The organism is Mycobacterium sp. E3339, assembly GCF_001666915.1.
GTDB lineage: Bacteria > Actinomycetota > Actinomycetes > Mycobacteriales > Mycobacteriaceae > Mycobacterium.
Genome location: NZ_LZIZ01000258.1, coordinates 14,626 through 38,779, shown reverse-complemented (window position 1 = coordinate 38,779; position 24,154 = coordinate 14,626). Strand labels below are relative to the sequence as shown.

General features: G+C 68.6%; 21 protein-coding genes and 1 pseudogene. 9 read left to right on the top strand and 13 right to left on the bottom strand.

Annotated elements, in window-relative coordinates:
• Positions 1-27: 27 nt before the first annotated feature.
• From purH to A5702_RS25030, 4 genes are read right to left on the bottom strand one after another with little or no spacing between them, the layout of a single operon-like run.
• Complete coding sequence (purH, locus tag A5702_RS25045; protein WP_055402725.1) at positions 28-1,611, bottom strand: bifunctional phosphoribosylaminoimidazolecarboxamide formyltransferase/IMP cyclohydrolase; 1,584 nt, start codon at positions 1,609-1,611, stop codon at positions 28-30.
• Positions 1,608-2,255 (bottom strand): phosphoribosylglycinamide formyltransferase, encoded by a 648-nt coding sequence (gene purN / locus A5702_RS25040; protein WP_055402724.1) that lies wholly within the window; start codon positions 2,253-2,255, stop codon positions 1,608-1,610. The genes purH and purN overlap by 4 nt, the downstream gene beginning before the upstream one ends.
• A gap of 21 nt (positions 2,256-2,276) precedes the next feature.
• The gene (locus A5702_RS25035; protein WP_082956195.1) at positions 2,277-3,644 is read right to left on the bottom strand and encodes a DUF6350 family protein; all 1,368 of its coding nucleotides are present in this window, start codon (positions 3,642-3,644) and stop codon (positions 2,277-2,279) included.
• 39 nt (positions 3,645-3,683) lie between these two features.
• Positions 3,684-4,556 carry a DUF5336 domain-containing protein gene (locus tag A5702_RS25030; protein ID WP_055402720.1) on the bottom strand — a complete coding sequence of 291 codons (873 nt, stop codon included), beginning with the start codon at positions 4,554-4,556 and terminating at the stop codon, positions 3,684-3,686.
• 243 nt (positions 4,557-4,799) lie between these two features.
• Here A5702_RS25030 and A5702_RS25025 point away from each other — a divergent pair, with 243 nt between their 5' ends.
• Entirely contained in the window at positions 4,800-5,648 is an 849-nt protein-coding gene (locus A5702_RS25025) for an LLM class F420-dependent oxidoreductase (RefSeq protein WP_067822066.1), read from the top strand.
• A gap of 39 nt (positions 5,649-5,687) precedes the next feature.
• Here the strand turns inward: A5702_RS25025 and A5702_RS25020 are convergent, their stop codons facing one another.
• The 3 genes from A5702_RS25020 to sucC form a co-directional block, all read right to left on the bottom strand.
• Positions 5,688-7,211 carry an acetyl-CoA acetyltransferase gene (locus tag A5702_RS25020; protein ID WP_068224701.1) on the bottom strand — a complete coding sequence of 508 codons (1,524 nt, stop codon included), beginning with the start codon at positions 7,209-7,211 and terminating at the stop codon, positions 5,688-5,690.
• Between the two features lie 110 nt (positions 7,212-7,321).
• Entirely contained in the window at positions 7,322-8,224 is a 903-nt protein-coding gene (sucD, locus tag A5702_RS25015) for a succinate--CoA ligase subunit alpha (protein WP_055402714.1), read from the bottom strand.
• 12 nt (positions 8,225-8,236) lie between these two features.
• On the bottom strand, positions 8,237-9,400 hold the full coding sequence (sucC, locus tag A5702_RS25010) for an ADP-forming succinate--CoA ligase subunit beta (protein ID WP_068224698.1): 1,164 nt from the start codon (positions 9,398-9,400) through the stop codon (positions 8,237-8,239).
• A gap of 323 nt (positions 9,401-9,723) precedes the next feature.
• Between sucC and A5702_RS25005 the strand changes: the two genes are divergently transcribed.
• Positions 9,724-10,773, top strand: coding sequence for a M23 family metallopeptidase (locus A5702_RS25005; protein ID WP_156669747.1), 1,050 nt, complete (start codon positions 9,724-9,726; stop codon positions 10,771-10,773).
• 1 nt (position 10,774) lies between these two features.
• The gene (locus A5702_RS25000) at positions 10,775-11,341 is read left to right on the top strand and encodes a hypothetical protein (RefSeq protein WP_067822058.1); all 567 of its coding nucleotides are present in this window, start codon (positions 10,775-10,777) and stop codon (positions 11,339-11,341) included.
• A gap of 21 nt (positions 11,342-11,362) precedes the next feature.
• Here A5702_RS25000 and pcrA read toward each other — a convergent pair whose 3' ends face one another.
• Positions 11,363-13,696, bottom strand: coding sequence for a DNA helicase PcrA (pcrA, locus tag A5702_RS24995; RefSeq protein ID WP_068224691.1), 2,334 nt, complete (start codon positions 13,694-13,696; stop codon positions 11,363-11,365).
• Positions 13,697-14,240: 544 nt separating this feature from the next.
• On the opposite strand from pcrA, the gene A5702_RS24990 reads away from it, so the two are divergent.
• Positions 14,241-14,570 carry a chorismate mutase gene (locus A5702_RS24990; protein ID WP_082459827.1) on the top strand — a complete coding sequence of 110 codons (330 nt, stop codon included), beginning with the start codon at positions 14,241-14,243 and terminating at the stop codon, positions 14,568-14,570.
• Positions 14,571-14,751: 181 nt separating this feature from the next.
• Positions 14,752-16,416, top strand: coding sequence for a glucose-6-phosphate isomerase (pgi, locus tag A5702_RS24985; protein WP_055402701.1), 1,665 nt, complete (start codon positions 14,752-14,754; stop codon positions 16,414-16,416).
• On the opposite strand, the gene A5702_RS24980 is transcribed toward pgi, so the two are convergent.
• The 4 genes and pseudogenes from A5702_RS24980 to cobF form a co-directional block, all read right to left on the bottom strand.
• Positions 16,413-17,162: an SDR family oxidoreductase gene (locus tag A5702_RS24980; RefSeq protein ID WP_067822052.1), complete on the bottom strand. Its 750-nt coding sequence runs from the start codon at positions 17,160-17,162 to the stop codon at positions 16,413-16,415. The two genes, pgi and A5702_RS24980, sit on opposite strands and share 4 nt — an antisense overlap.
• 41 nt (positions 17,163-17,203) lie before the next feature.
• On the bottom strand, positions 17,204-17,674 hold the full coding sequence (locus A5702_RS27120; protein ID WP_231633807.1) for a zinc finger domain-containing protein: 471 nt from the start codon (positions 17,672-17,674) through the stop codon (positions 17,204-17,206).
• A gap of 150 nt (positions 17,675-17,824) precedes the next feature.
• Positions 17,825-18,067, bottom strand: a pseudogene (locus A5702_RS27115) (DNA-formamidopyrimidine glycosylase family protein); the annotation flags it as partial.
• A gap of 5 nt (positions 18,068-18,072) precedes the next feature.
• Entirely contained in the window at positions 18,073-18,816 is a 744-nt protein-coding gene (gene cobF / locus A5702_RS24970) for a precorrin-6A synthase (deacetylating) (RefSeq protein ID WP_067822048.1), read from the bottom strand.
• 122 nt (positions 18,817-18,938) lie between these two features.
• Between cobF and A5702_RS24965 the strand changes: the two genes are divergently transcribed.
• From A5702_RS24965 to A5702_RS24950, 4 genes are all read left to right on the top strand, one after another.
• Positions 18,939-19,844 (top strand): diiron oxygenase, encoded by a 906-nt coding sequence (locus tag A5702_RS24965; protein ID WP_055402692.1) that lies wholly within the window; start codon positions 18,939-18,941, stop codon positions 19,842-19,844.
• Between the two features lie 224 nt (positions 19,845-20,068).
• Positions 20,069-21,058 carry a DUF4873 domain-containing protein gene (locus tag A5702_RS24960; RefSeq protein ID WP_231965212.1) on the top strand — a complete coding sequence of 330 codons (990 nt, stop codon included), beginning with the start codon at positions 20,069-20,071 and terminating at the stop codon, positions 21,056-21,058.
• 430 nt (positions 21,059-21,488) lie between these two features.
• On the top strand, positions 21,489-22,256 hold the full coding sequence (locus A5702_RS24955) for an STAS domain-containing protein (RefSeq protein WP_231633805.1): 768 nt from the start codon (positions 21,489-21,491) through the stop codon (positions 22,254-22,256).
• Positions 22,257-22,343: 87 nt separating this feature from the next.
• Positions 22,344-23,210 carry an LLM class flavin-dependent oxidoreductase gene (locus A5702_RS24950; protein ID WP_055402690.1) on the top strand — a complete coding sequence of 289 codons (867 nt, stop codon included), beginning with the start codon at positions 22,344-22,346 and terminating at the stop codon, positions 23,208-23,210.
• A gap of 66 nt (positions 23,211-23,276) precedes the next feature.
• On the opposite strand, the gene A5702_RS24945 is transcribed toward A5702_RS24950, so the two are convergent.
• A complete protein-coding gene (locus A5702_RS24945) occupies positions 23,277-24,074 on the bottom strand; it encodes an enoyl-CoA hydratase/isomerase family protein (protein WP_197506697.1) in 798 nt (265 codons plus the stop codon).
• Positions 24,075-24,154: the final 80 nt, after the last annotated feature.

Sequence of the window (24,154 nt, the reverse complement as noted above, 5' to 3'; positions counted from 1 at the left end):
TGCCCAACCGGCTCACGCGCTGAGCGTTCAGTGGGCGAAGTGGCGGGCCCCGGTGAGATACAACGTGACGCCGGCGTTGGCTGCCGCCGCCGTCACCTCCTCGTCGCGCACCGACCCGCCCGGGTGCACGATCGCCTTCACCCCGGCGGCGGTCAGCGTCTCGAGGCCGTCGGGGAACGGGAAGAACGCGTCCGAGGCCGCGACCGCGCCGCGCACCCGGTCGCCGCCGCGTTCGACCGCCAGCCGCGCGGCGTCGACCCGGTTCACCTGGCCCATGCCGACGCCGATGGTCGCGCCGCCGCCGGCGATCACGATGGCGTTCGACTTGACCGCGCGGCACGCGCGCCACGCGAAGACCAGGTCGGTCAGCGTGGCCGGATCGGCCGGTGAGCCGGTCGCCAGCGTCCAGTTCGCCGGGTTGTCGCCGTGCGCGTCGAGCTCGTCGCGTTGCTGCACCAGCAGCCCGCCGCTGATGGGCCGCAGCTCGGTGCCGCCGGTCAGCGGCTCGGAGGCCACCAGCACCCGGACGTTCTTCTTGCGCGTCAGGGCCTCCAGCGCCCCGGGCGCGTAGGCGGGGGCGATGATCACCTCGGTGAAGATGGTGCTCACGTACTCGGCCATCTCAAGGCTGACCTCGGTGTTGGCCGCGATGACGCCGCCGAAGGCGCTCAGCGGGTCGCATTCGTGGGCCTTGCGGTGCGCGTCGGCCACCGATTCCGACGAAATGGCGATCCCGCAGGGGTTGGCGTGCTTGATGATGGCGACGCAGGTCTGCTCGTGGTCGAAGGCGGCCCGCCAGGCCGCGTCCGCGTCGGTGAAGTTGTTGTAGGACATCTCTTTTCCGTGCAGCTGCTCGGCCTGCGCCAGGCCCGGCCAGGCGCCGGGGTCGCTGTAGAGCGCCGCCTGCTGGTGCGGGTTCTCCCCGTAGCGCAGCATTGTCGAGCGACTCCAGCTGCGCCCCAACCACTTTGGGAACGCCGTCGGAGGATGCTCGGGCGCCAGCGTCGACTCCATCCACCCCGCCACCGCGATGTCGTATTCCGCGGTGTGCGCAAACGCCAGCGCGGCCAGCTTTTTGCGCTCGGCGAGGGTGAAGCCGCCGTGGCGCACCGCCGCCAGCACGCCGTCATAGCCGCGCGGGTCGGTGATCACCGCCACGCTGGGATGGTTCTTCGCGGCCGCGCGGACCATCGACGGGCCGCCGATGTCGATCTGCTCGACGCACTCGTCGATGCTGGCGCCCGAGTCGACGGTCTCGCTGAACGGATACAGGTTGACGACGACCAGTTCGAACGCCGCGATCCCGAGTTCCTCGAGCGCCGCGGCGTGTTCCGGTTTGCGCAGATCAGCCAGCAGGCCGGCGTGCACCCGCGGGTGCAGCGTCTTGACCCGGCCGTCGAGCACCTCGGGGAAGCCGGTCAGCTCCTCCACCCTGGTGACCGGAATCGCTTTCTCGGCAATGGTCTTCGCCGTCGACCCGGTCGAGACGATCTCCACGCCCGCGTCCGCCAGTCCCCGGGCGAGTTCGACGAGCCCGGTCTTGTCGTAGACGCTGATCAACGCGCGGCGGATCGGCCTTTTCGCCGTCTCCGGCCAGTCGTCGGTGCTCATCGATTGGTCGCCTTTCGTCCGATCGTCGCTGTTCTCCCGACCAGGGTCAGGCCGCCGGTCGCGATCTCGGCCACCACGTCCACCAGGAGCTTCCGTTCGGTGACCTTGATGCGTTCGTGCAGGGTCTCCTCGCTGTCACCGTCGAGCACCGGCACGGATTGCTGCGCCAGGATCGGCCCGGTGTCGGTGCCGGCATCCACCAGGTGCACCGTACAGCCTGTGACCTTGACGCCGTAGGCCAACGCGTCGGCCACGCCGTGTGCGCCCGGGAAGGCCGGCAACAGCGCGGGGTGGGTGTTGATGATCCGGCCGTAGAACCGGGAAAGAAATTGCGGCCCAAGTATTTTCATGAATCCCGCGGACACCACCAAATCCGGGGAGTGCGCGGCGGTGGCTTCGGTGATGGCCGCGTCCCAGGCGCTCCGGTCCCGATGATCGCCGAGCCGGGCCGTGAAGGTGGGCAGCGCCGCCCCCGCGGCGATCTCGGTGGCCAGGCAATCGCGGTCGGCGCCGACCGCGACCACGCGGGCCGGGTAGTCGCCGACGGCGGCCTCGAGTAGGGAGCTCAACAGCGAGCCGGTGCCCGATGCCAGCACCACCACCCGTGCCGGCGCACTCGGGGGCACCTGAAGCTGTTCGGCCACAGGGACAGAGCCTAGTGGGAGCTACTCGCCGGTCTCGCGGTCGGGCGCGGTCGGCTTCGCCTCGTCGGGGGGCGGCCCGTCGTCGTCGCCCACCGGGGCGTCGTCGTCGCTGACCGGCGCGTCGTGCTCGGCGACATCGTCCGGGTCGGGAACACCGGTCGGCGCCTCGCCGTCCGGCCCATCGAACGCCTCCGCGAAGTCCGCCGGTTCCTGCGGCGGCGCGGGCTTGGGCCGCCGCGGCCGCGCCCGGATGCCCCCGCTCATCACCACCGTGATCCCGCCGACGACCGCGAACCAGAAGAACACCCCGCCCAGCAGGGTCCCCTGGTCGACGCCGACGTCACCGAAGTTTCCCAGCCGGCCGCTGCCGCCGTAGGCGAGCAGGGACATCGCCAGCGCCCCGATCACCGACGCGACCAGAAGCTTGGCCATCGCGGGGATCAGCGGCAGCGCCCGCCGGGCGCACTGCTGCCCGACGGCCACCCCGGCCGAGGCGCCGATGATCAGCAGCGCCACCCATACCGGCCCGAGCGGCGGCCGGGGGGTCGCGGCCAGGATCGGCAGCGCCGGAATGTCGCCACCGAAGACGGTGAACGAACTGAACGTCGCGAAGCCCACATGAGCGCTGGACCCGACCGCCATCGCCGCGGTGCCCACAATGACGTTGGGCGCGTACAAGATCGACAGCACCGTGAGGCTGAACTGCCCGAAGATCGAATCGGTGATGCCGTAAAGGTCTTGCATCGTTGCCCAATGCACCACCAGCGAGCCCGCGGTCACCAGGCCGGAAAGCCCGAGCAGCGCGAGCACCCCGGCCGACGCGGCGCGCAGCGCATCGCCCAGCCAAAGCGGCAGCGACGCCGCCGCCAACGCCCGCCGCCCCACCCGCGACCACAGGCCGATCGCGGCGCCGAGGGCGTGCACGACGAGCACGCTGGCGAATGCGCGCAGGGCGCTGGGCGTCTGCAGCTCGGTGATCACCGACGACGCGTCGTGAATGACCGCCAGAGCGATGGCCGCGATCAGCAGCGGCCCGCCCAGCGCCGACGCGACGACCCAGCGGATCACCAGCCAGGAGGAATACGGGGAGGTGGCCCGGGCGGTGCTGCGCGCGGTCGCCCAGATCATCAGCAGCACCGGCAGCAACGGCATGACGCCCAGCTCGCGGCCGCCGATCGAGATCGGCACCTGGTGCACGCCGAGCCACATGCTGGCGATCGCGCCCAGCGCACCGGTCATGTCGCTGTTGGCGATCAACAGCTGCAGCAGCGTGACGGCGGCGATGATGACCAGGGCCACCACCGCCGGGCCGAACGCGACACGGACGAGGTCACGCGCCTGGCGAGCGCCCGCCGGCCGGTTGTCCGCGCCTTCCGACACCCTCTTCACTCTTTGGCGTACGTCCCGACTAGCCGCGAGGGCGCACGGTTAGGAGGGCGCTGGACCAGACGGCGACGAGGGCGGCTGCTGCTCCTGGCCGTAGGGCTGCTGGCCGCCGCCCTGTCCGGAGTAATTGGGCGCCGAACCCTCGGAACCGGCCGCGGGCGGCGGGCTGAAGCTGGGGAAGCCGGTGGGCGGCGTGTTGGGTCCCTGCTGCGCGGCCGGCTGGGGGCCCGACTGCGGCTGGGCGCCGAAGCCGCCGGTCTGCACCGCGGTCTGGGTCGGGGCCTGGCTGGGCTGGTAGCCGCCGTACTGCGATCCGTAGCCGGGGTGCTGGGGCGACTGCTGCTGACCGTAATAGGGCTGCTGGCCGTACTGGCCGTACTGCCCGTACTGGCCGTACTGGGCGTAGGGGTCGTATTTCGGCCGGGGTGCCGGCGCGGTGATGACGCCGGCCTCCAGCAGGACGGCGACGACGGCGGCGATCGCCTGCAGCACGCTGCACGCCACCAGCGGCCACATCGCCCAGCCGATCGAGACGCCGGTGGGCAGGTTGATCGTCTCGGTGATGGCCAACAACGCACCCAAAACCGCGATGACCGCGACGATTCCGGTGTAGCTCTTGGCCTTGGGCACCAGGCTCAGCCCCGCGAGCAGCGCGGCCAGGAGCGCGACGATGACGGCGGTGCCCGCGTCGCCGGCGCGTCCGCCGACGCCCGGGCCCAGGTCGGCGCCGATGGTGAACGTCGGCCCGAAGTTCAGCAGATACACCGCCAGGCCCAGCACTACCACCGCGATGGTCAGGTAGAGCGGGAGCTTCGACGTGCCGTCGTCGTCCTTGGTGAACGACGGCGTGCCGCCGGTGTAGGAGCCGCCGGGCTGCGCGGGCGGGTATCCGGGGCTACCGGGCGAGTAGGTCATTGGCTCCTCCTGTTGCTGTGCCTTTGAAGTGCCGGTGCGGCCACCGCGGTTGCATCGCGGCGCTGTGCTTGCGGGCGCGCCGTTCCGTAACCGCCGTGCCCGGCGGGTGCGTCGCGACGCGATCGATCAACCACGCTAGCGCACTTCCGAACGCCCGCGCCGTGACCACCGGCTTGGGCACCGATCCATGCCGTCAGGGCGGCCGCTTGCTCCGCGGAGGTAGAACACGTTCTAATTCTCTGCATGGATTACGGGCTTGTGCTTTTTACCAGCGACCGTGGCATCTCCCCGGCGGCGGCCGCGAAGCTTGCCGACGAACACGGCTTCACCACCTTCTACGTGCCGGAACACACCCACATCCCGGTCAAGCGGGAGGCGGCCCATCCGACGACGGGTGACGAATCGCTGCCCGACGACCGCTACATGCGGACACTAGACCCATGGGTAAGCCTGGGCGCGGCCTGCGCCGTGACGTCGCGGGTGCGACTGTCCACCGCGGTGGCGCTGCCCGTCGAACATGACCCGATCACGTTGGCGAAAAGCATTGCCACGCTCGATCATTTGTCCGGCGGGCGGGTGAGCCTCGGCGTCGGATTCGGATGGAACACCGACGAGCTCGCCGACCACGGCGTGCCGCCCGCCCGGCGCCGCACGATGTTGCGCGAATACATCGAGGCGATGCGCGAGCTGTGGACCAAGGAGGAGGCCGCCTACGACGGCGAGTTCGTGAAGTTCGGGCCGAGCTGGGCGTGGCCCAAGCCCGTGCAGGCCCACATTCCCGTGCTGGTCGGCGCGGCCGGCACGGAGAAGAACTTCAAATGGATCGCCCGCAGCGCCGACGGCTGGATCACCACCCCGCGCGACTTCGACATCGACGAGCCGGTGAAGTTGCTGCAGGACACCTGGGCGGCGGCCGGCCGCGACGGCGCCCCGCAGATCGTGGCGCTGGACTTCAAGCCGGTGCCCGAGAAGCTCGCCAAGTGGGCCGAGCTCGGGGTGACCGAGGTGCTGTTCGGCCTACCGGACCGCTCGGAGGACGAGGTCGCCGCCTACGTCGAGCGGCTGGCCGGCAAGCTGGCCGCCCTGGTCTGACGCCGGGTCGGATCCGCGAGGCATAAACCACGGCCGGGCCTACCCCAGCGAAGCCCGGTTGCCGTTGTCGGTTGACCACACGAAGATCTCCGCGCCGAGGGGGTCGCCGTCGCACATCAACGCCACGAGATCGTCGTCGTCGGTGGTGGCCATGAATCGCGTGTTGTCCGCGGCGAGCCTGCCGACGATGATGCCGGTGCGGACCGGCCAGTCGTAGCGCACGGAGTACGTCTCGATGGTTGCCGCACCGTCGGCCTTCTTCGTGACGGCGACCTTCGGGAGTGCGGCGATCTGCGTTCTCAGCTCCGCGCAGTTGTCGCTGCGCCAGTCCACCGGCGTGGTCGAGTAAATACCGACCGAGTACTTGCTCATGATGCCGCCATTGGCGCCGACGAACCCGAATTGCCCTGGCCTGTCCCGCATCTGGGCGACCGTCTCAGCGATACCATGCAGCGAATAGCTGTTGCCGGGGCCGCCGAAATACGGCAATCCGCCGGTCAGGGTCAGGCTGCGCGGGTCGTCGCCGGCGATGCCCAGGGCTTCGCAGATGACGAACACCGGAAACGGAAAGCAGCTGTACAGATCGAAGGTGGCGACGTCGTCGACGCCGATTCCGGCCACCCGCAGCGCTTCGCGCGCCGCATGGACGGCGGCCGGGCTGGCGCCCAGGTCGGCGCGATCGAGCATCGCCTGCTCGACCATGTCCGAGTGGCCGTGCAGATAGACCCAGTTGTCCTCGGCCACCCCGAGGCTCCTCGCCGCCTGGACCGACATCAACACCGCCGCGGCGCCCTGATTGACCTGATCGCGGGCGACGAGCAGACGCGGGTACGGGTCACTGATCATCCTGTTGTCGTCGGTGATCGTGATGATCTCCTCGATCGACCGCTCGACCGGTGATGACGAAAACGGGTTCTTGGCAGCCACTTTCGACATCGGGGCGAACAGTTCGGCCATTTCGCGCCGGTAGTCGGCCACGCTGCGCCCAAGGCGGGCGCGGCGGGCATTCTCCAGAAGCCCGTACTGCACGGGGGCGCCGGTCAGGCCGTGCTGGATCGTGTACTCGTCGATGTAGCTGGAGATCTGGTGACCCCGGTCCTCCAGCTGACCCTCGACGTGCTCGGTGAAGTCGGGCTTGTCATCACGGTTGGCGAAGTAACGAGCCGTCGACCCCGGCTCCGAGCCCATGATCAGCACGACTTCGGCGTCGCCGGCCACGATGGCATTGCCCGCCTCGGTGACAAGCTTCTGCGGACCCTGCCCCCCGACCGGTTCGAGCACCACGCGGGCTGGGTCGCCGCCCAGCCGGTTCATCACCGAACGCGGGTAGTTGTTGGACCTGCCCAGCGTCGCCGGCATCGGTCCGGAGATCTCGAATTGCCGCAGCCCGAAGACGGTGTCGACGGCCTTGGCGACGCCTTTGGCGCCGGCATCCGCAAGAGCCGCTCGCGCGGCCGCGGTCGCGAGGTCGACCGCCGACATGCCCCGATAGTCGGGATCATCGATGCGCTCGGTGAACTGGCCGACCCCGACGAGCACCGGAGTACGCGGATCCACCGGCATGACGAACCTCCTGGCAACTGTTAGTTCGACAGGCTAACGGATGGCTGAGGCCGAAACGAAACCGTGGCCAGTTCGCGGATTCGCGATCTGACCACGGTCCCAGTGGGCAACTACAGGCTCTGCAGGATCTCCCGGGCCAGCGCCGCGGTCTCCGACGGGGTCTTACCGACCTTGACGCCGGCCGCCTCCAGGGCCTCCTTCTTGGCGGCCGCGGTGCCCGACGAGCCGGACACGATGGCGCCGGCGTGGCCCATCGTCTTGCCCTCCGGCGCGGTGAATCCCGCGACATAGCCGACGACCGGCTTGGAGACGTTGGCCTTGATGTAGTCGGCGGCCCGCTCCTCGGCGTCCCCGCCGATCTCGCCGATCATCACGATGACCTTTGTGTCGGGGTCCTTCTCGAAGGCCTCGATGGCGTCGATGTGCGTCGTCCCGATCACCGGGTCACCGCCGATACCGATCGACGTGGTGAACCCGAAATCGCGCAGCTCGTACATCATTTGGTAGGTCAGGGTGCCCGACTTGGACACCAGCCCGACCGGTCCCGGACCGGTGATGTTGGCCGGGGTGATACCCGCCAGCGCCTCGCCCGGCGTGATGATGCCCGGACAGTTCGGCCCGATGATGCGGGTCTTCTGCCCCTTATCGACGTTGTAGGCCCACGCAAAAGCGGTGTCCTGCACCGGGATTCCCTCGGTGATGACGACCAGCAGCGGGATCTCGGCGTCGATCGCCTCGATGATCGCGTCCTTGGCGAATTTCGGCGGCACGAAGACCACGGAAACGTTGGCGCCGGTCTCCTTCATCGCCTCCGCGACGGTGGCGAACACCGGCAGTTCGACGTCCTTGCCGACTGGGTCGACGTGCGAGACCGTGGTGCCCGCCTTGCGCGCGTTCACGCCACCGACCACCTGAGTGCCGGCCTTCAGCATCAGCGCGGTGTGCTTGGTGCCCTCGCCGCCGGTGATGCCCTGGACGATGACCTTGGAATCCTTGTTCAGGAAGATCGACATGTGTTGGCTCCCTTACTTGTTCGCCAGCTCGGCGGCTTTGTCGGCTCCGGCGTCCATCGTGTCGGCCTGGATCACCAGCGGGTGGTTGGCCGCGGCCAGGATGCGCCGGCCTTCGTCGACGTTGTTGCCATCCAGCCGCACCACGAGCGGCTTGTTGGCCTCGTCACCGAGCATGTTGAGGGCGGTCACGATGCCGTTGGCGACGGCGTCGCACGACGTGATGCCGCCGAACACGTTCACGAACACGCTCTTGACCTGCTTGTCGTTCAGGATGACGTCCAGCCCCGCCGCCATCACCTCGGCCGACGCACCGCCACCGATGTCGAGGAAGTTGGCCGGCTTCACTCCGCCGTGCTTCTCGCCCGCGTAGGCGACGACGTCGAGGGTCGACATGACCAGGCCCGCGCCGTTGCCGATGATGCCGACGGCGCCGTCCAGCTTCACGTAGTTGAGGTCGTGCTCCTTGGCCTTGAGCTCGAGCGGGTCGGTTGCGTCGCGGTCCTCGAACTCGGCGTGGCCGGGCTGGCGGAAGTCGGCGTTGGCGTCCAGGGTGACCTTGCCGTCCAACGCCAGGATGCGGTCGTCGGGGGTGCGCACCAGCGGGTTGACCTCGACCAGCGTCGCGTCCTCGGCGACGAAGAGCTCCCAGAGCTTCTGGATGGTGATCGCGGCGGCGTCGAGCACCTCCGCGGGCAGGTGGCCCTGTTCGGCGATGGAGCGCGCGGTCGCCAGGTCGACCCCCTGGACGGCGTCCACCGGGACCTTGGCCAGCCGCTCGGGCTTGGTGGCGGCGACCTCCTCGATTTCCATGCCGCCCTCGACCGAGCACATCGCGAGGTAGGTGCGGTTGGCGCGGTCGAGCAGGAAGGAGATGTAGTACTCCTCGGCGATGTCGCTGGCCTCGGCGACCAACAGCTTCTTGACGACGTGGCCCTTGATGTCGAGACCGAGGATGTTCTTGGCGTGTTCGTAGGCGTCGTCCGGGGTCGCCGCGTATTTGACGCCGCCCGCCTTGCCGCGCCCACCAACCTTGACCTGCGCCTTGACCATTACCGGCGCGCCGACCTCGGTTGCGATTTCCTTCGCGCCCTCGGCGGTGTCGGTCACCCGCCCCGGCGTGGTCGGTACGTTGTGCTTGACGAACAATTCTTTGGCTTGATACTCGAAAAGGTCCATGGGCTCTCTGTCTTCGCTCGACTCAACTGCTAGGCCTCTTGATGGGCGGTGCCGCGTTCGGCAACTCGCACGGACGAACTGTATCCACTGGCCAACCGGCTCTTACGGGCGCGTCCGGCGATGTGGCACAGCTCACGGCGTAACGGCGTACCCGGTTCGTGACCCAAATCACAATTTCGACCGGATTGCGCGACGAGGTTGCCAGTTCCGCGAGTCAGCGGATACCGTCCTAGGGTCCAGATAACGTTATGGTCACGATACGAGGACATTTCAGCTTGTCCCAGCACCGTTTGGCACCTTTTGCTGCCGAAACAGCAGGCGTGGTGAGGGTTGGTCGTGCCGCCGGCGGCCGGGGTATCGAGCCCCATCGGAACGAAGTCACCGAAATCCTCCCACTCGACGGCTTCGACTTCGACGACCTCGATTGGCGTGACGAGGCGGGCGATCTCGGCGACCTCGACTACAGCAACGACTCCACGTTCGACAACGCGGCGCAGGTGCTGCTGGCCCCCGAGCTCGACGACCTGAACGACGACGACGAACCGTCCCCCCGGTGGCTGGCCGCACCCGTGACCGAGGTGCTGCCGCGGGTGGTCATCGCATCCGCCGCCGCGCCGCGGCTCGGACGCGCGCACACCACCGACGTGGTCGGGGTGGCACGGCAGGGCGGGCAGCATCGCAAGCAACCGACCAGCGCGGCCCGGGGTCGCCTGCTGATCTCCGCGATGGCCGCCGGCGCCGCCGCCGCTGCGGCCCACACCGCCACCAGCCACGCCGACACCCCCAAGACCGAGGCCGTGCTGACCGCGAACGCGTCGGCGCTCACCGGCGGCTCCGGCAACAACACCATTCGCGGCGCCCAGGTGGTCGCCCTCGAGCCGGCCGCGACCGCCGCGCTGCACAACCAGGAGCTCGCCAAGGGCGTCGCGTTCGCCAACGACCGCGCCCAGCGCGAGGCGCGGTTGCAGCAGCCGCTGTACGTGATGCCGACCAAGGGCATCTTCACCTCCAACTTCGGTTACCGCTGGGGGGTGCTGCACGCCGGCATCGACCTGGCCAACTCCATCGGGACGCCGATCTACGCGGTGTCCGACGGCGTGGTCATCGATGCCGGTCCCGCCGCCGGCTACGGGGCGCTGGTCAAGTTGCGCCACGTCGACGGCACGGTGACCCTCTACGGCCACGTCAACACCACCCTCGTCAGCGTCGGCCAGCGCGTGATGGCCGGCGACCAGATCGCCACCATGGGCAACCGGGGCAACTCCACCGGTCCGCACCTGCATTTCGAGGTGCTCCAGGGCGGCACCGAACGCATCGATCCCGTGCCATGGTTGGCTAAGCGGGGTCTTATGGTCGGTAACTACGCTGGTTGAGGTGACCGCGCCGAACCAGCCACCTCCCGGTCCGCAACCGCCCGAGTCCACGTCGCCGTCGGACTCCAAGACGCGGATCATCCGCCGCGCACCCACCGGACCGCTCCCCATCGCGCCGGAGTCACCGACCACCCATATTCCGCCGCAACCGCCGCCCTATGCCGCTCCCGGCGCCGGGCCCCGACCCGCTCTGGCGGGCGAGCCGGGCGGCCGGACGGCCGCCGCCGCCTGCGCCGTCAGCATCGTCAGCGGCTGGGCGACCTCGGTGGTGGCGACCGACCTGATCGCCGGCTGGTGGCGGTCCGACCGGCTGTTCTGCACCGCCGTCGCGTTTCTGGCCCTGGTGTTCGCCGCGGCCACCATTTCGGGCGTGATCATGTTGCTGCAGCGCCGGCCCTTTGGGCGCTGGCTCATCGTGGTCGGCGCGGTGGTCGCGGTGTTGACCTACATCGGGGTGTTCATCGCCGGCGCCCGGGTCGCGTGGATCGTGCACCTGCTGCCGCTCCTGCCGATCGCCAGCGTGGTGCTGGCCCTGCACCCGCGAACCAAGCGCTGGCTGGAGGCCTAGCGGGCCCGGCGCCCGCGGCTGCTAGAGCTTGCTGATCGGGGCGTGGTTGTGCATCAGCTTGACCCGCCCCGCGCTGCCGAAGTCGATGAGCGACATGGCCGATTCGCCCACCCCGGACACTTCCTCGACGCGGCCCAGCCCGTACTTGTCGTGCGTCACCCGGTCGCCGGGCTCGAGCACCAGCAGCGGGCGCTTGCCCGCGCCCGACCGGGTAGGCGCGGCGCGCGGCGCGCCGAATCGGCCCGCGCCGCTCACCGGCGCGCTGAACGACGGGGCCGGCGCGGTGCGCCGCCACTCGATGAGTTCCTGCGGAACCTCGCGCAGGAAGCGCGATTCCGGGTTCAGCATCGGCTGCCCCCAAGACGACCGGACGATGGCCCTGCTCAGGTAGAGCCGCTGGCGGGCGCGGGTGATGCCGACGTAGGCCAGCCGCCGCTCCTCGGACAGTTCCGTCGGATCGTCCAGCGCCCGCATGTGCGGGAACATGCCGTCCTCCCAGCCGGTGACGAACACCACCGGGAACTCCAGACCCTTGGCGGTGTGCAACGTCATCAGGGTGACCATGCCGGCGCCGTCGTCGGGGATGTCGTCGCTGTCGGAAACCAGCGAAACCCGCTCCAGAAACTCCGCCAGCACACCGGTGTCCGGCACGTCTTCGTCGTCGGGCGCCTGCAACGACTCGTCCAACGCGGCCGCGTTGGCCCTGTCGGTGCTGAATTCGTGTGCGACGCTGACGAGTTCGTTGAGGTTGTCCAGGCGGGCCAGGTCCTGGGGATCGGTGGAGGACTCAAGCTCGCGGCGGTATCCGGTGCGCTCCAGCACCGACTCGACCAAGTCGCCGAGATCCTCGTCGAGGCGGCCCCTGAGCTCGTCGAGCAGTTCGACGAAACCGGCGATCGCCTTCTCCGCGCGCGAATTCAGCATCGGCACTTTGCCTTCGGCGGCGGCCACCAGCGCGTCGGCGAAACTGGCGCCGGTGTTCTCGGCGTACACCGCGACGCAGGCCTCGGCGCGATCCCCGATGCCACGGCGCGGGGTGTTGAGGATGCGCCGCAGGCTGACCGCATCGCCGGGGTTGTCCAGCACCCGCAGATAGGCGACGATGTCGCGAATCTCCTTGCGCTCGTAAAAGCGCACTCCCCCAACGACTTTGTACGGAATGCCCGCGCGGATGAACACCTCTTCGAACGACCGCGACGAGTTGTTGGTGCGGTAGAACACCGCCACGTCGTTGTAGGTGATCTCGCCGCGGTCGGCGAGCGCGTCGATCTCCTCGGCGACGAACCTGGCCTCGTCGTGCTCGTTGTCCGCGACGTAGCCGACGATCAACTCGCCGGCGCCGGCGTCGGTCCACAGCCGTTTCTCCCGGCGCCCGGAGTTGCGGGCGATCACCGAGTTGGCCGCCGAGAGGATGTTCTGCGTCGAGCGGTAATTCTGTTCCAGCAGAATGGTTGTCGCGTCCGGGTAGTCGCGCTCGAAGTCCTCGATGTTGCGGATGGTGGCGCCGCGGAAGGCATAGATCGACTGATCGGCGTCGCCGACCACACATAACTCCGCCGGGGGCACATCGTCGGCCGATTCCGTGACGCCGTGACCGACGAGTTCGCGCACCAGGACGTACTGCGCATGGTTGGTGTCCTGGTATTCGTCGACGAGGACATGGCGGAATCGGCGCCGGTAGTGCTGGGCGATCTGCGGGAAGGCCCGCAGCACGGCGACGGTTTCGCCGATCAGGTCGTCGAAGTCCAACGCGTTGGCCGCGCGCAGCCGCCGCTGGTATTCGCCGTACACGGAGGCCACGGTGCGAACCAGGTCGTCGGACTCATCCGTCAGTTTGGCCACGGCGTCCGCGGGATCGATCAGCTCGTTCTTCAGATTGGAGATGGCGTTGGCCAGCAGCCGGGGCGAGTAGCGCTTGATGTCGAGCCCCATGTCCCGCCCGATCATCTGCAGCAGCCGGCGGGAATCGTCGGCGTCGTAGATGGAGAAGTTGGAGTTGAGGCCCTCGATCAACGACGCCTGGTTGCGCAGGATCCGCACACACGTCGAGTGGAAGGTGGACACCCACATGGCGCGGGCCCGGTTGCCCACCAGGCGCACCACCCGCTCGCGCATCTCCGCGGCGGCCTTATTGGTGAAGGTGATGGCCAGGATCTGGCCGACCCCGACTCCGCGCGCCGCGATCAGGTAGGCGATGCGGCGGGTGAGCACCGCGGTCTTGCCCGAGCCCGCCCCGGCCACGATCAGCAGCGGCGAACCCTCGTGCACCACCGCCTGGCGCTGTTGCGGGTTGAGGCCTTCCAGCAGCTGATCTGCTTCGGAGGCCAGATTGGGATCGGTTACGTACACACTCATGTTGGTCCAAACTTACCGCCGCCCACCGACGCAACGCGCCCAGGCGTGAGACCAGGCTAGTGCCACGAGCGGCCTTCGCCCGCCAAATCCGCCCATCGGAAATGGCGTGTTTCGCGTGGTAATGCTCGGCCCTTTCAAATTGGCGACGCAATTACACGCGAGTACAAAAAGCCGCGCTAAACGCATCCGAGTTTCTCGCGGGCGCTGACGGGGTGGAATCGAAATGGGCGCGAACTTCGCGCATTGTTAAGGGAATCCAGAACGGCACGCCACCGCGGCGCCCGCGGAAGGCGGCCTCGGACGCCGCGCGGCGCCCGGATGTAATCACCAGTTCACGCATACATTTTTGCGTGTAAGCCGTTTTTAGTGGCACACTCGTTTTGTGCTCAACGCGCAGTGCCGTCGGCAGGCCTTCACCCCGAACTGCCGCCGATTTTTCTACGGGTACCGGTTCGCGGTCCCCGTGGTCTAGCTGCTTCACCAGAGCCCCGTGGTCCGCTTCGGCGAAATCGGGGCTCGTCTCTTTTGTGAGGCCCGAAACCGGATGAGACCACAACCCCCACATCCCGACAATGCGGAGTTAGCAGAGATGAAGGTTGACACGGTGGAAACCCCACAGACCGCCGCCGAAGAGTTGAGCATCGACGACCTGCGCCACGAGATCGACCGGTTGGACGCCGAGATCCTCGCCGCGGTGAAGCGGCGCACCGAGGTTTCGCAGGCGATCGGCAAGGTACGGATGGCGTCCGGCGGCACGCGGCTCGTGCACAGCCGCGAGATGAAGGTGATCGAGCGCTACAGCGAGCTGGGTCCCGACGGCAAGGACCTCGCGATCCTGCTGCTGAGGTTGGGCAGGGGCCGGCTCGGCCACTGAGGTGCCCCCAACGCCGCGCTTGCGACCGTCACTAGGTTCAATGGTGACGGCCCGCCGCGCCCGGTCCCCCGCAAGCGGGAGGTGCCCCCAACGCCGCGCTTGCGACCGTCACTAGCTTCAATGGTGACGGCCCACCGCGCCCGGCTACGCCGCGCTTGCGACCGTCACTAGGGTCGAAAGCATGACCTCCCTGCAAAGCCTCCCCGACATCACCGCCACCCCAGCGTGGGACGCCCTGCGCAGGCATCACGAACAAATCGGCGCGACCCATCTGCGCCAGTTGTTCGACGAGGATCCCGACCGCGGCCGCGACCTCACCGTCTCGGTGGGCGACCTCTACATCGACTACAGCAAACACCGCATCACCCGAGAGACGCTGCGGCTACTGATCGATCTGGCACGGACGGCTAACCTCGAAGAGCGTCGCGACGAGATGTTCGCCGGCGCCCACATCAACGTCTCGGAGGACCGGGCGGTGCTGCACACCGCGCTGCGGCTGCCCCGGGACGCCGAGCTGATCGTCGACGGCCACAACGTGGTCGAGGACGTGCACGAGGTACTCGACCGGATGGGCGACTTCACCGACCGGTTACGCAGCGGTGAATGGACCGGGGCGACCGGGAAAAGAATCAGCACGGTGGTCAACATCGGCATCGGCGGTTCGGATCTGGGTCCGGTGATGGTCTACCAGGCGCTGCGCCACTACGCCGACGCCGGGATTTCGGCCCGGTTCGTCTCCAACGTCGACCCGGCCGACCTGATCGCCACCCTGGCCGACTTAGACCCTGCCACAACGCTTTTCATCGTCGCATCGAAAACGTTCTCCACACTGGAAACGCTGACCAACGCGACCGCCGCGCGCCGCTGGCTCACCGACGCCCTCGGCGACGCCGCGGTGTCCAAGCACTTCGTGGCGGTTTCCACCAACAAGCGCCTGGTCGACGACTTCGGCATCAACACCGACAACATGTTCGGCTTCTGGGACTGGGTCGGCGGACGGTACTCGGTCGATTCGGCGATCGGCCTGTCGGTGATGGCGGCCATCGGTAAGGAGGCCTTCGCCGATTTCCTGTCCGGATTCCACATCGTGGACCGGCATTTCAAGACCGCCCCGCTGGAATCGAACGCGCCCGCGCTGCTGGGGCTGATCGGGCTGTGGTACTCGAACTTCATGGGCGCGCAGTCACGCGCGGTGCTGCCCTACTCCAACGACCTGGCGCGGTTCGCCGCGTATCTGCAACAGCTGACCATGGAGTCCAACGGCAAATCCACCCGCGCCGACGGCACGCCCGTCACCACCGACACCGGCGAAATCTTCTGGGGCGAGCCGGGAACCAACGGCCAGCATGCGTTCTACCAATTGCTGCACCAGGGCACCCGGTTGGTGCCGGCCGACTTCATCGGCTTCAGCCAGCCCCTCGACGACCTGCCCACCGTCGAGGGCACCGGCAGCATGCACGACCTGCTGATGAGCAACTTCTTCGCCCAGACGCAGGTGCTGGCGTTCGGCAAGACCGCCGAGGAGATCGCCGACGAAGGCACGCCGGCCGACATCGTGCCGCACAAGGTGATGCCCGGCAACCGGCCGACGACCTCGATCCTGGCCGACCGCCTCACGCCGTCGGTGCTGGGCCAGCTGATCGCGCTCTATGAGCACCAGGTCTTCACCGAGGGCGTGGTGTGGGGCATCGATTCGTTCGATCAGTGGGGCGTCGAGCTGGGCAAGACGCAGGCCAAGGCGCTGCTGCCGGTGATCACGTCGGACGACTCACCGGCGCCGCAGTCGGACAGCTCGACCGACGCGCTGGTCCGCCGCTACCGGACCGAACGCGGCCGCACCAGCTAGGCGAACCACTTGGTGAGCGGGGGCGGCAGCACCCGCATCACCTGCACCAGCGGGGCCCACGGCCACCATGGCACCGCCGCCCGGCCGGGCTCGCGTTCCATGGCGGCGACGAGCGCGTTCACACCAGTCTCGTTGTCCACCATCAGCATTGTGCTGTTGGACTTGGCGGTCATCTCCGACTCGATATAGCCGGGCTCGATGACGGAAACCTTGATGGGGCCCTTGGCGTATTCGGCGCGCAGGGATTCACCCAGCGAGCTCAGCCCGGCCTTGCTCGCGGCGTAGGCGGCCTTGACGCCCGGCACCCCCTTGTTGCCGAGCACCGAGGAGATCAGCACCAGGTGGCCCGAGCCCGCGTCGTTGAACATTTCCAGCGCGGTCTCGATCTGCACCAGTGCGGCCACCAGATTGGTCTCGATGGTGGCCTTGTTGGCCCACAGCTTGCCCGAGCCGAGCTTCGCGCCCTTGCCGATGCCGGCGTTGACGATGATCCGATCGATCCCGCCGAGCTCGTCGCGCAGTTCGCCGAAGACCTTGGGCACCTGCTCATGGTCGTTGACGTCCAGCGCGGCCACGGCGATCTTGATGCCCGGATACTTTTGCGACAGTTCGGCTTTCAGCTCGTCGAGCCGGTCGGTGCGCCGGGCGCACAGCGCCAAGTCGCGGCCCTTGGCGGCGAAGGCGCGAGCCATGCCGGCGCCCAGTCCGGAGCTGGCTCCCGTGATGAGGATCTTCTGACGAGTCACCCGGGCAGCATATCGACAGGTGTCAACTCGCGGGCCGCCGCCTACTTGAGCAGCCGCGACATCCGCCGGTCGGCCAGCACCTTGCCCCCGGTCTGGCAGGTGGGGCAGTACTGAAAAGACTTGTCCGCGAAGGAAACTTCGCGCACGGTGTCCCCGCACACCGGGCAGGGCAGGCCGGTGCGGGCGTGCACCCGCAGGCCGGAACGCTTCTCGCCCTTGAGCGTGGCCGCCCCCTGGCCCACGGAGCGGGTCACCGCGTCGCGCAGCACCGACACCATCGCGTCGTGCAGCGTGGCGAGCTGCTCGTCGGTCAGCTTGCCCGCGGTGGCGAACGGGGAGATCTTGGCGACGTGCAGGATTTCGTCGCTGTAGGCGTTGCCGATGCCGGCGATCACCTTCTGATCCGTGATGACGGTCTTGATCCGCCCGGTGTTTCCGGCCAACAGGCCGGCGAGGTCGTCGGCGCTGAGTTCCAGCGCGTCGGGCCCGAGGGCGGCGATCCCCGGCACCAGCTGCGGATCGTCGACGAGCCAGACGGCCAGCCGCTTTTGGGTGCCGGCCTCGGTGAGGTCGAAACCGGGCGCCTCGCCGGGCGTGCCCAGGTGCACGCGCAGCGCGATCGGGCCCTTACCCGGTCGTAGCGGCGCGGCGGCCAGCTTTTCCGACCACCGCAACCACCCCGCCCGCGACAGGTGTGCGATCAGGTACAGCTCGCCGGCCTGCAGTCCGAGGTACTTGCCCCAGCGGTGGGCTCCCGTCACGGTTTGGCCGTGCAGCGCGCTGATGGGTGGGTCGAAGGTTTTCAGCACGGACAGCGCGCCGACGTCGACGCGTCCGATCGTCAGGCCGACGGCGTGGCGGCGCAGATGGTCGGCCAGCGCTTCGACCTCGGGCAGTTCGGGCACGCTCTTCAGTCTGCCGGTCGCAGTAAATAGGTGTCCATGATCCAGCCGTGCCGCGCGCGGGCTTGCGCCCGCAGCTCCGCGATGCGCGTCGCGACCTCGCCGATCGTTCCCGCCACCAACAGCTCGTCGTCGGTGCCCAGGTAGGCGCCCCACCAGATCCGGGTGTCGGGCGGGCACGCCGCAAAGGAGCACTCGGCGTCGAGCATGACGACCGCGGAGCCGGCCAGCCCGTGCGCGCGCAGCTTCCTGCCGGTGGTGATCAGGACCGGCTCGCCGACCTCATTGAGCGGGATGCGGTGCCGGGCGGTCAGCGCCTGCACCGCGGTGATTCCGGGGATGACGTCGAAGGTGAAGTCGAGCTGCGCACCGACGGCGTCCAGGATGCGCAGCGCGCTGTCGTAGAGCGAGGGATCGCCCCAGGCCAGGAAGGCGCCGACGCCGTCGGGTCCCAGTTCGGCGGCGATGGCCGCTGCCCAGACCCGCGCCCGCGCCGCGTGCCAGTCCGAAACCGCCTCGCGGTAGTCGGCGTCGGTCGCCCGTTCGGGGTCGGGCAGCTCGACGAAGCGGTAGCCGGGCTCGCGGATGAATCGGGCGCAGACGGCCCGGCGCAGCGCCACCAGGTCGCTCTTGCGCTCGCCCTTGTCCATCGCGAAGAACACCTGGGTGTCGTTGAGCGCCTCGATCGCCTGGACGGTCAGGTAGTCGGGGTCGCCGGCGCCGATGCCGATGACGTGGATGTGCCGGCCCACGAAAACCTCCTCCTCGCTGAGCCCAGATTGCCGAATCGATATCGAAAGGGCCTAGTCGGGACCAAAAGTACCCAGTACCATGGGTACCGTCTGCAGCACCCAATGAAGGGACGCCAGCGAGAATGACTACTGCGGTAAAACCGGATGGGCCCAGCCGGGAGGAGTTCTCGGAGCGTCTGCTGAAGGGCTCGGTCAAGAAGTCTTACGAGCCGGTCGTCGACATCGACTGGGACGCCCCGCTGGATCCCGACAAGTTCTACCTGCCGCCTCGGCTGGTGTCGCTGTACGGCACGCCGATGTGGGACGAGATGACCCGCGAACAGCAGATCGAGCTGTCGCGTCAGGAGTTGGTCAACACCCTGTCGGCCGGGATCTGGTTCGAGAACATGCTCAATCAGTCGTTGCTGCGGACGATCCTGCACGAGGACCCGACCAGCCGGTCGACGCACTACAAGCTGACCGAGCTCGGCGACGAGACCCGACACATGGTCATGTTCGGTAAGGCCATCGAGCGCATTGGCGCAAAGCCGGTGCGCCCCGGGCGGTTTCACCGCACGATCATCAACGCGCTGCCCCTGGCCTTCCAGCGCGGCTCGATGCTGTGGGTGGCGGCGCTGATCGGTGAGGAGATCTTCGATTCGCTGCAGCGGCAGATGATGGACGACCCGGAGTTACAGCCGATCATCCAGCGGCTCATGCGAATTCACGTCACCGAGGAAGCGCGCCACATCCAGTTCGCCCGCGACGGCGCGCGCAAGCGCGTCGCCGAGATGCCGCGCCTCAACCGGTGGTTCATGGCCAACATCAACGGGCTGGGCGGGTACTTCTTCAATTACCTGTTCAGCAACCCCATCCCGTACGCGCGCACGGGCCTGGACCCGAAGCGGGCGCGGCGGGCCGCGCGGACCAGCCCGCATCGCCGCGACATGCAGGTCGCCGGCTTCGCCCCGCTGGCGGCGTTCCTGACCGAAGTGGGGCTGCTGGGCCCCCTCGCACGCCGCGGCTGGAAGCGCAGCAGGTTTCTGTGACGCGGCCGCCCGGCCCCGGCGAGCCCCGCCACCCGATCGCCGTCCTCGGCGCGCCCGACGGCCCCCGCTCGGCGTTGCTGGCGGCCGGCCTCACCGACTTCGTCGTCGTCCCCTCGGCGGTCCAATGCACGTTCGACGACGCCACCGATACCTGGCTGTTGACCACGGCCGACGGGGAGGACGTGCAGGCGCGGGCCGTCGTCGCCGCCGGCCCGGCGCCGTTCGTGCCCTGGCTGCCGGACATCGCGGGCCGCGATGAGTTCCTTGGCGCGTCGTTTCACGCCGCCGCCTGGGACCCGGATTTCGATGCGTCCGGCAAGCGCATCGCCGTCGTCGGCGTCGACGCCACGGCCGGCCACCACATCCGCGGGCTGATCGAATCGGCGGCGTCGGTCACCGTCTTCGCGCACTCGCCGCGCCGCGTTGTCACCGAACTCCCGCGGTGGCCGACCCGCGCCAAACGCTGGCTGCGGCGCCGCATCCGGCCGGCGCGCCCAACGGTCAAGGTGGCCAGTTCGGCGATCGACGCGGTGACCGCGACGGGCCTGCGCAGCCGCGACGGCGTCGAGCACCACCTCGACGCGATCGTCTACGGCACCGGGTTCTCGATCGCCGACGAACTGCCCGATCGAGCCCTCGTCGGTTCCGGCGGGCTGACCCTCCGGCGGGCGTGGCGCGACGGCATGGAGCCGTTCTACGGGGTGGCGGTGTGCGGATTTCCCAACTACTTCTTCCTCACCGGCCCCGACACCGACGCGCAGGCCCGCTACCTCGCCGAGTGCCTGCGGCTGATGGAGCGCACGTCCAGCAGCCGCATCGAGGTGCGCGCCAGCAGCCTGCGGGTGTTCAACGACCGCGCCCAGCTGGCACCCGACCGGCCTCCCGCGGCCGCGGCGGTCTTCGACGTGTCGGCGAGCGCACCCGAGCGCGACGACACCTATGACGGGGCGGCGACGCTGGAGATCGCCGGCGCGCGTCATCCGGTCCGGGTGCGGCTCGCCGGCCATCTCGACCCGATCGACGGCCGCTACCACTGGCAGGGAACGGTGTCCGGTTCGCCGTCGCGGCCGCTGCCCGACGATGCGCTCAAGCAAGCAAGGACCGCGACGCTGACGGTCGGCCGGCGCAGCGCCGCCGCGCGCATCGTCGAACAAACGCCGTGGGGCACGCACTCGATCGCCGGCGTGGGCGCGCCGCCGTACGCATCCCGCTGACCCCTTTTCGCCTGCTTATCGCGATATTTTCCGGGCGTTTGGGGACCCCCGCGACGGGGTAACCCCGGCGAGTGCGCGTGCTGCGCAGCGAATTCGAACGATATGTTCGGTGCGGTAGAGGCGGGGGCCTCGAACGGGTGGGGACTCGCACGCGCCTCACTCATACCGCGCCCCCTGCGTCGCGCGCTCGGGGCGCCGCGCCCGTGGGCTGCTCTTTCCGTTGGCGTCTTGGCCGCTGCACCCGAATTAGACTTTTGCCGCTGAGGGCGGATACTCAAGCAGTCGGCCCGGCAGCGATTCGAGGAGCAGCGATGGAACCCGACGGCAGGACCCAGGTGGGCAGCCGCGTTGCGACGTCCCATCCGTCGTCGCCCGCCCGGGTATTCGAGCGCCTCGACACCACGCGGTCCGGCCATGGAGAGGGGTCGCGGTGGCGAGCTCGGTAGCTGAGTCCCCCAGCACGCTGGCCGTCGCGACGCGGACGGACGAATCGGTCACCGTGCTGACCGTCGACGGCGTGCTCGACACCACCAACTCCGCGGCCCTGCGCGACCACATCCTGCAGGCCACGCTGGACGAACCCGCCGCCGTCGTCGTCAACATCTCGGCGCTCAAGGTGATAGCCGAACTGGCGTGGTCGACCTTCATCGGGGCGCACTGGCAAGTCCGCAGCAACCCCAATGTGCCGATCGTGTTGGTCTGCGCGCACCGCGGCACCCGCGAGGCGATCGCCCGCAGCGGCGTCGCCTACTTCATGCCGGTCTACTCGACCGAGAAGGCGGCGATGAAGGCACTGGGTCAGCAGAGCCGGCGTGCGGTGCGCCGCGCCGACGCGCAGCTGCCCGCCGACCTGACCAGCCTGCGCGAATCACGGCGCCTGGTCCGCGAATGGCTGACCGCCTGGTCGCAGTCCACGCTCATCCCCGTCGCGCTAGTCGTGGTCAACGTGTTCGTCGAGAACGTGCTGGAGCACACCGCGAGCATGCCCGTGATGCGGATCGAGAGCCACGGCGCGACCGCGACCATCGCGGTGTCCGACAGCAGCCACGCCCCAGCCCTGCGGCTGCCGTCGCCGGGCCCCGGCATCGACGTCTCCGGCCTGGCGATCGTCGATGCGTTGTCCCGGGCGTGGGGCAGCACCCCCACCTCGTCCGGCAAGACGGTGTGGGCGGTCATCGGCCCCGAAAACCAGCTCTGACGCCTTATTGTCTGGGAACCCGCGCACGGGTAGAACTAGAACACGTTCTAATCTCGTGTGAAGACCCGTTCCAGGAAGGCGGATGACGTGCGGTTCACCTACGCGGAGGCGATGACCGACCACCGGTACTACATCCCGCTGGCCCAGGCGGCCGAGGCGGCGGGTTATCACGCGATGACGATCGCCGACAGCATCGCCTATCCCTTCGAGTCCGACTCGAAGTACCCGTACACGCCGGACGGCGACCGCGAATTTCTGGACGGCAAGGAGTTCATCGAAACCTTCGTGCTGACAGCGGCTTTGGGCGCGGTGACGACGAAGTTGCACTTCAATTTCTTCGTCCTCAAGCTGCCCATCCGGCCGCCGGCGCTGGTGGCCAAGCAGATCGGCTCGTTGGCGGCGATGACCAACAACCGGGTGGGTTTCGGCGTCGGCACCAGCCCCTGGCCGGAGGACTACGAGCTGCTGGGTGTCCCGTTCGCCAAGCGCGGCAAGCGCATGGACGAATGCATCGAGATCATTCAGGGCCTCACCACGGGTGACTACTTCGAGTTCCACGGCGAGTTCTACGACATCCCGAAGACCAAGATGACGCCGGCGCCCACCCAGCCGATCCCGATCCTGATCGGTGGGCACGCCGACGCGGCGCTGCGCCGCGCCGCGCGGCTGGACGGCTGGATGCACGGCGGCGGGGACCCGGAGGAACTCGACGGGCTGATCGCCAAGCTCAAGCGGTATCGGGAGGAAGCCGGCAAGACCGGGCCGTTCCAGATTCACGTCATCTCGGTCGACGCCTACACCGTCGACGGCATCAAACGCCTCGAGGACAAGGGCGTCACCGACGCCATCGTCGGCTTCCGCATTCCCTACATCAAGGGCAAGGACACCGAGCCGCTGGAGACCAAGATCCGCAATCTGGAGATGTTCGCCGAGAACGTGATCGCGAAGGTCTAGCGGCGGTCGCGAGCGCGGCCGCCATCAGGCCGGGCGGAGCGGGCCGCCGCCATCAAACCCGGCCGCTTATAGCGGGTCCCACTTCGGGGCCCGTTTCTCCCGGTGCGCCATGGCCGCCTCGACGGGATTGTTGGTGAAACCGCTGAGGATCTGGGTGCGGTTCTCGATCTCGATGGCGTGGCGCAAGCTCGGCGCGTCCAGCGCCGCGTTGAGGCCGATCTTGGTCTGCCACACGCCGTAGGCGTTGTTATCGGCGATCGAGCGGGCCACCTTCAGCGCGGCCGCCATCAGCTCGTCGGCGGCCACCACCTCGTGCACCAACTTGATGCGGTAGGCCTCGGCCGCGTCGATGATCCGTCCGGACAGCATGAGTTCGCGCGCCACCCCCGCGCCGACGATCTTCGGCAGGAGGTAGCTGGTGCCCATGTCCATCGACGAGAAGCCCGCCTTGATGAACGCGGACCCGAACCTGGCCTGCTCGGACGCGACCCGGACATCGGAGACCAGTGTGAACGCCAGCCCTCCCCCGACGGCGACGCCGTTGACCGCGGCGACCACCGGAATGGGCAACTCGTAGATCCGGACGAACAGGTCGGCGAGCCGGACCTGGGAGTCGTAGTTGACCTTGAACGGCGGGGTCGACGGCCTGGGCTTGGTCCACGGCTCGCCGGTGCCGCTCAGGTCGGCACCCGCGCAGAATCCGCGACCGGCGCCGGTCAGGATCGCGGCCCTGAACTCGCCGGCGGCGAGTTCGGCCAGGGCGGTGTGCACGCCGTCGATCAGCGATCCGTCGATGGCGTTGAGACGCTCGGGCCGGTTCAGGGTGACGAGGGCGATGTCGTCTTCGAGGGTTTCCAATTCCACTGCGGGCATGGGAGAAACCGTAGCGACGCGGAAGTTCACGGAAGGGGCATACGGTGGTTTTGCCGCGACGTCGAAGGAGA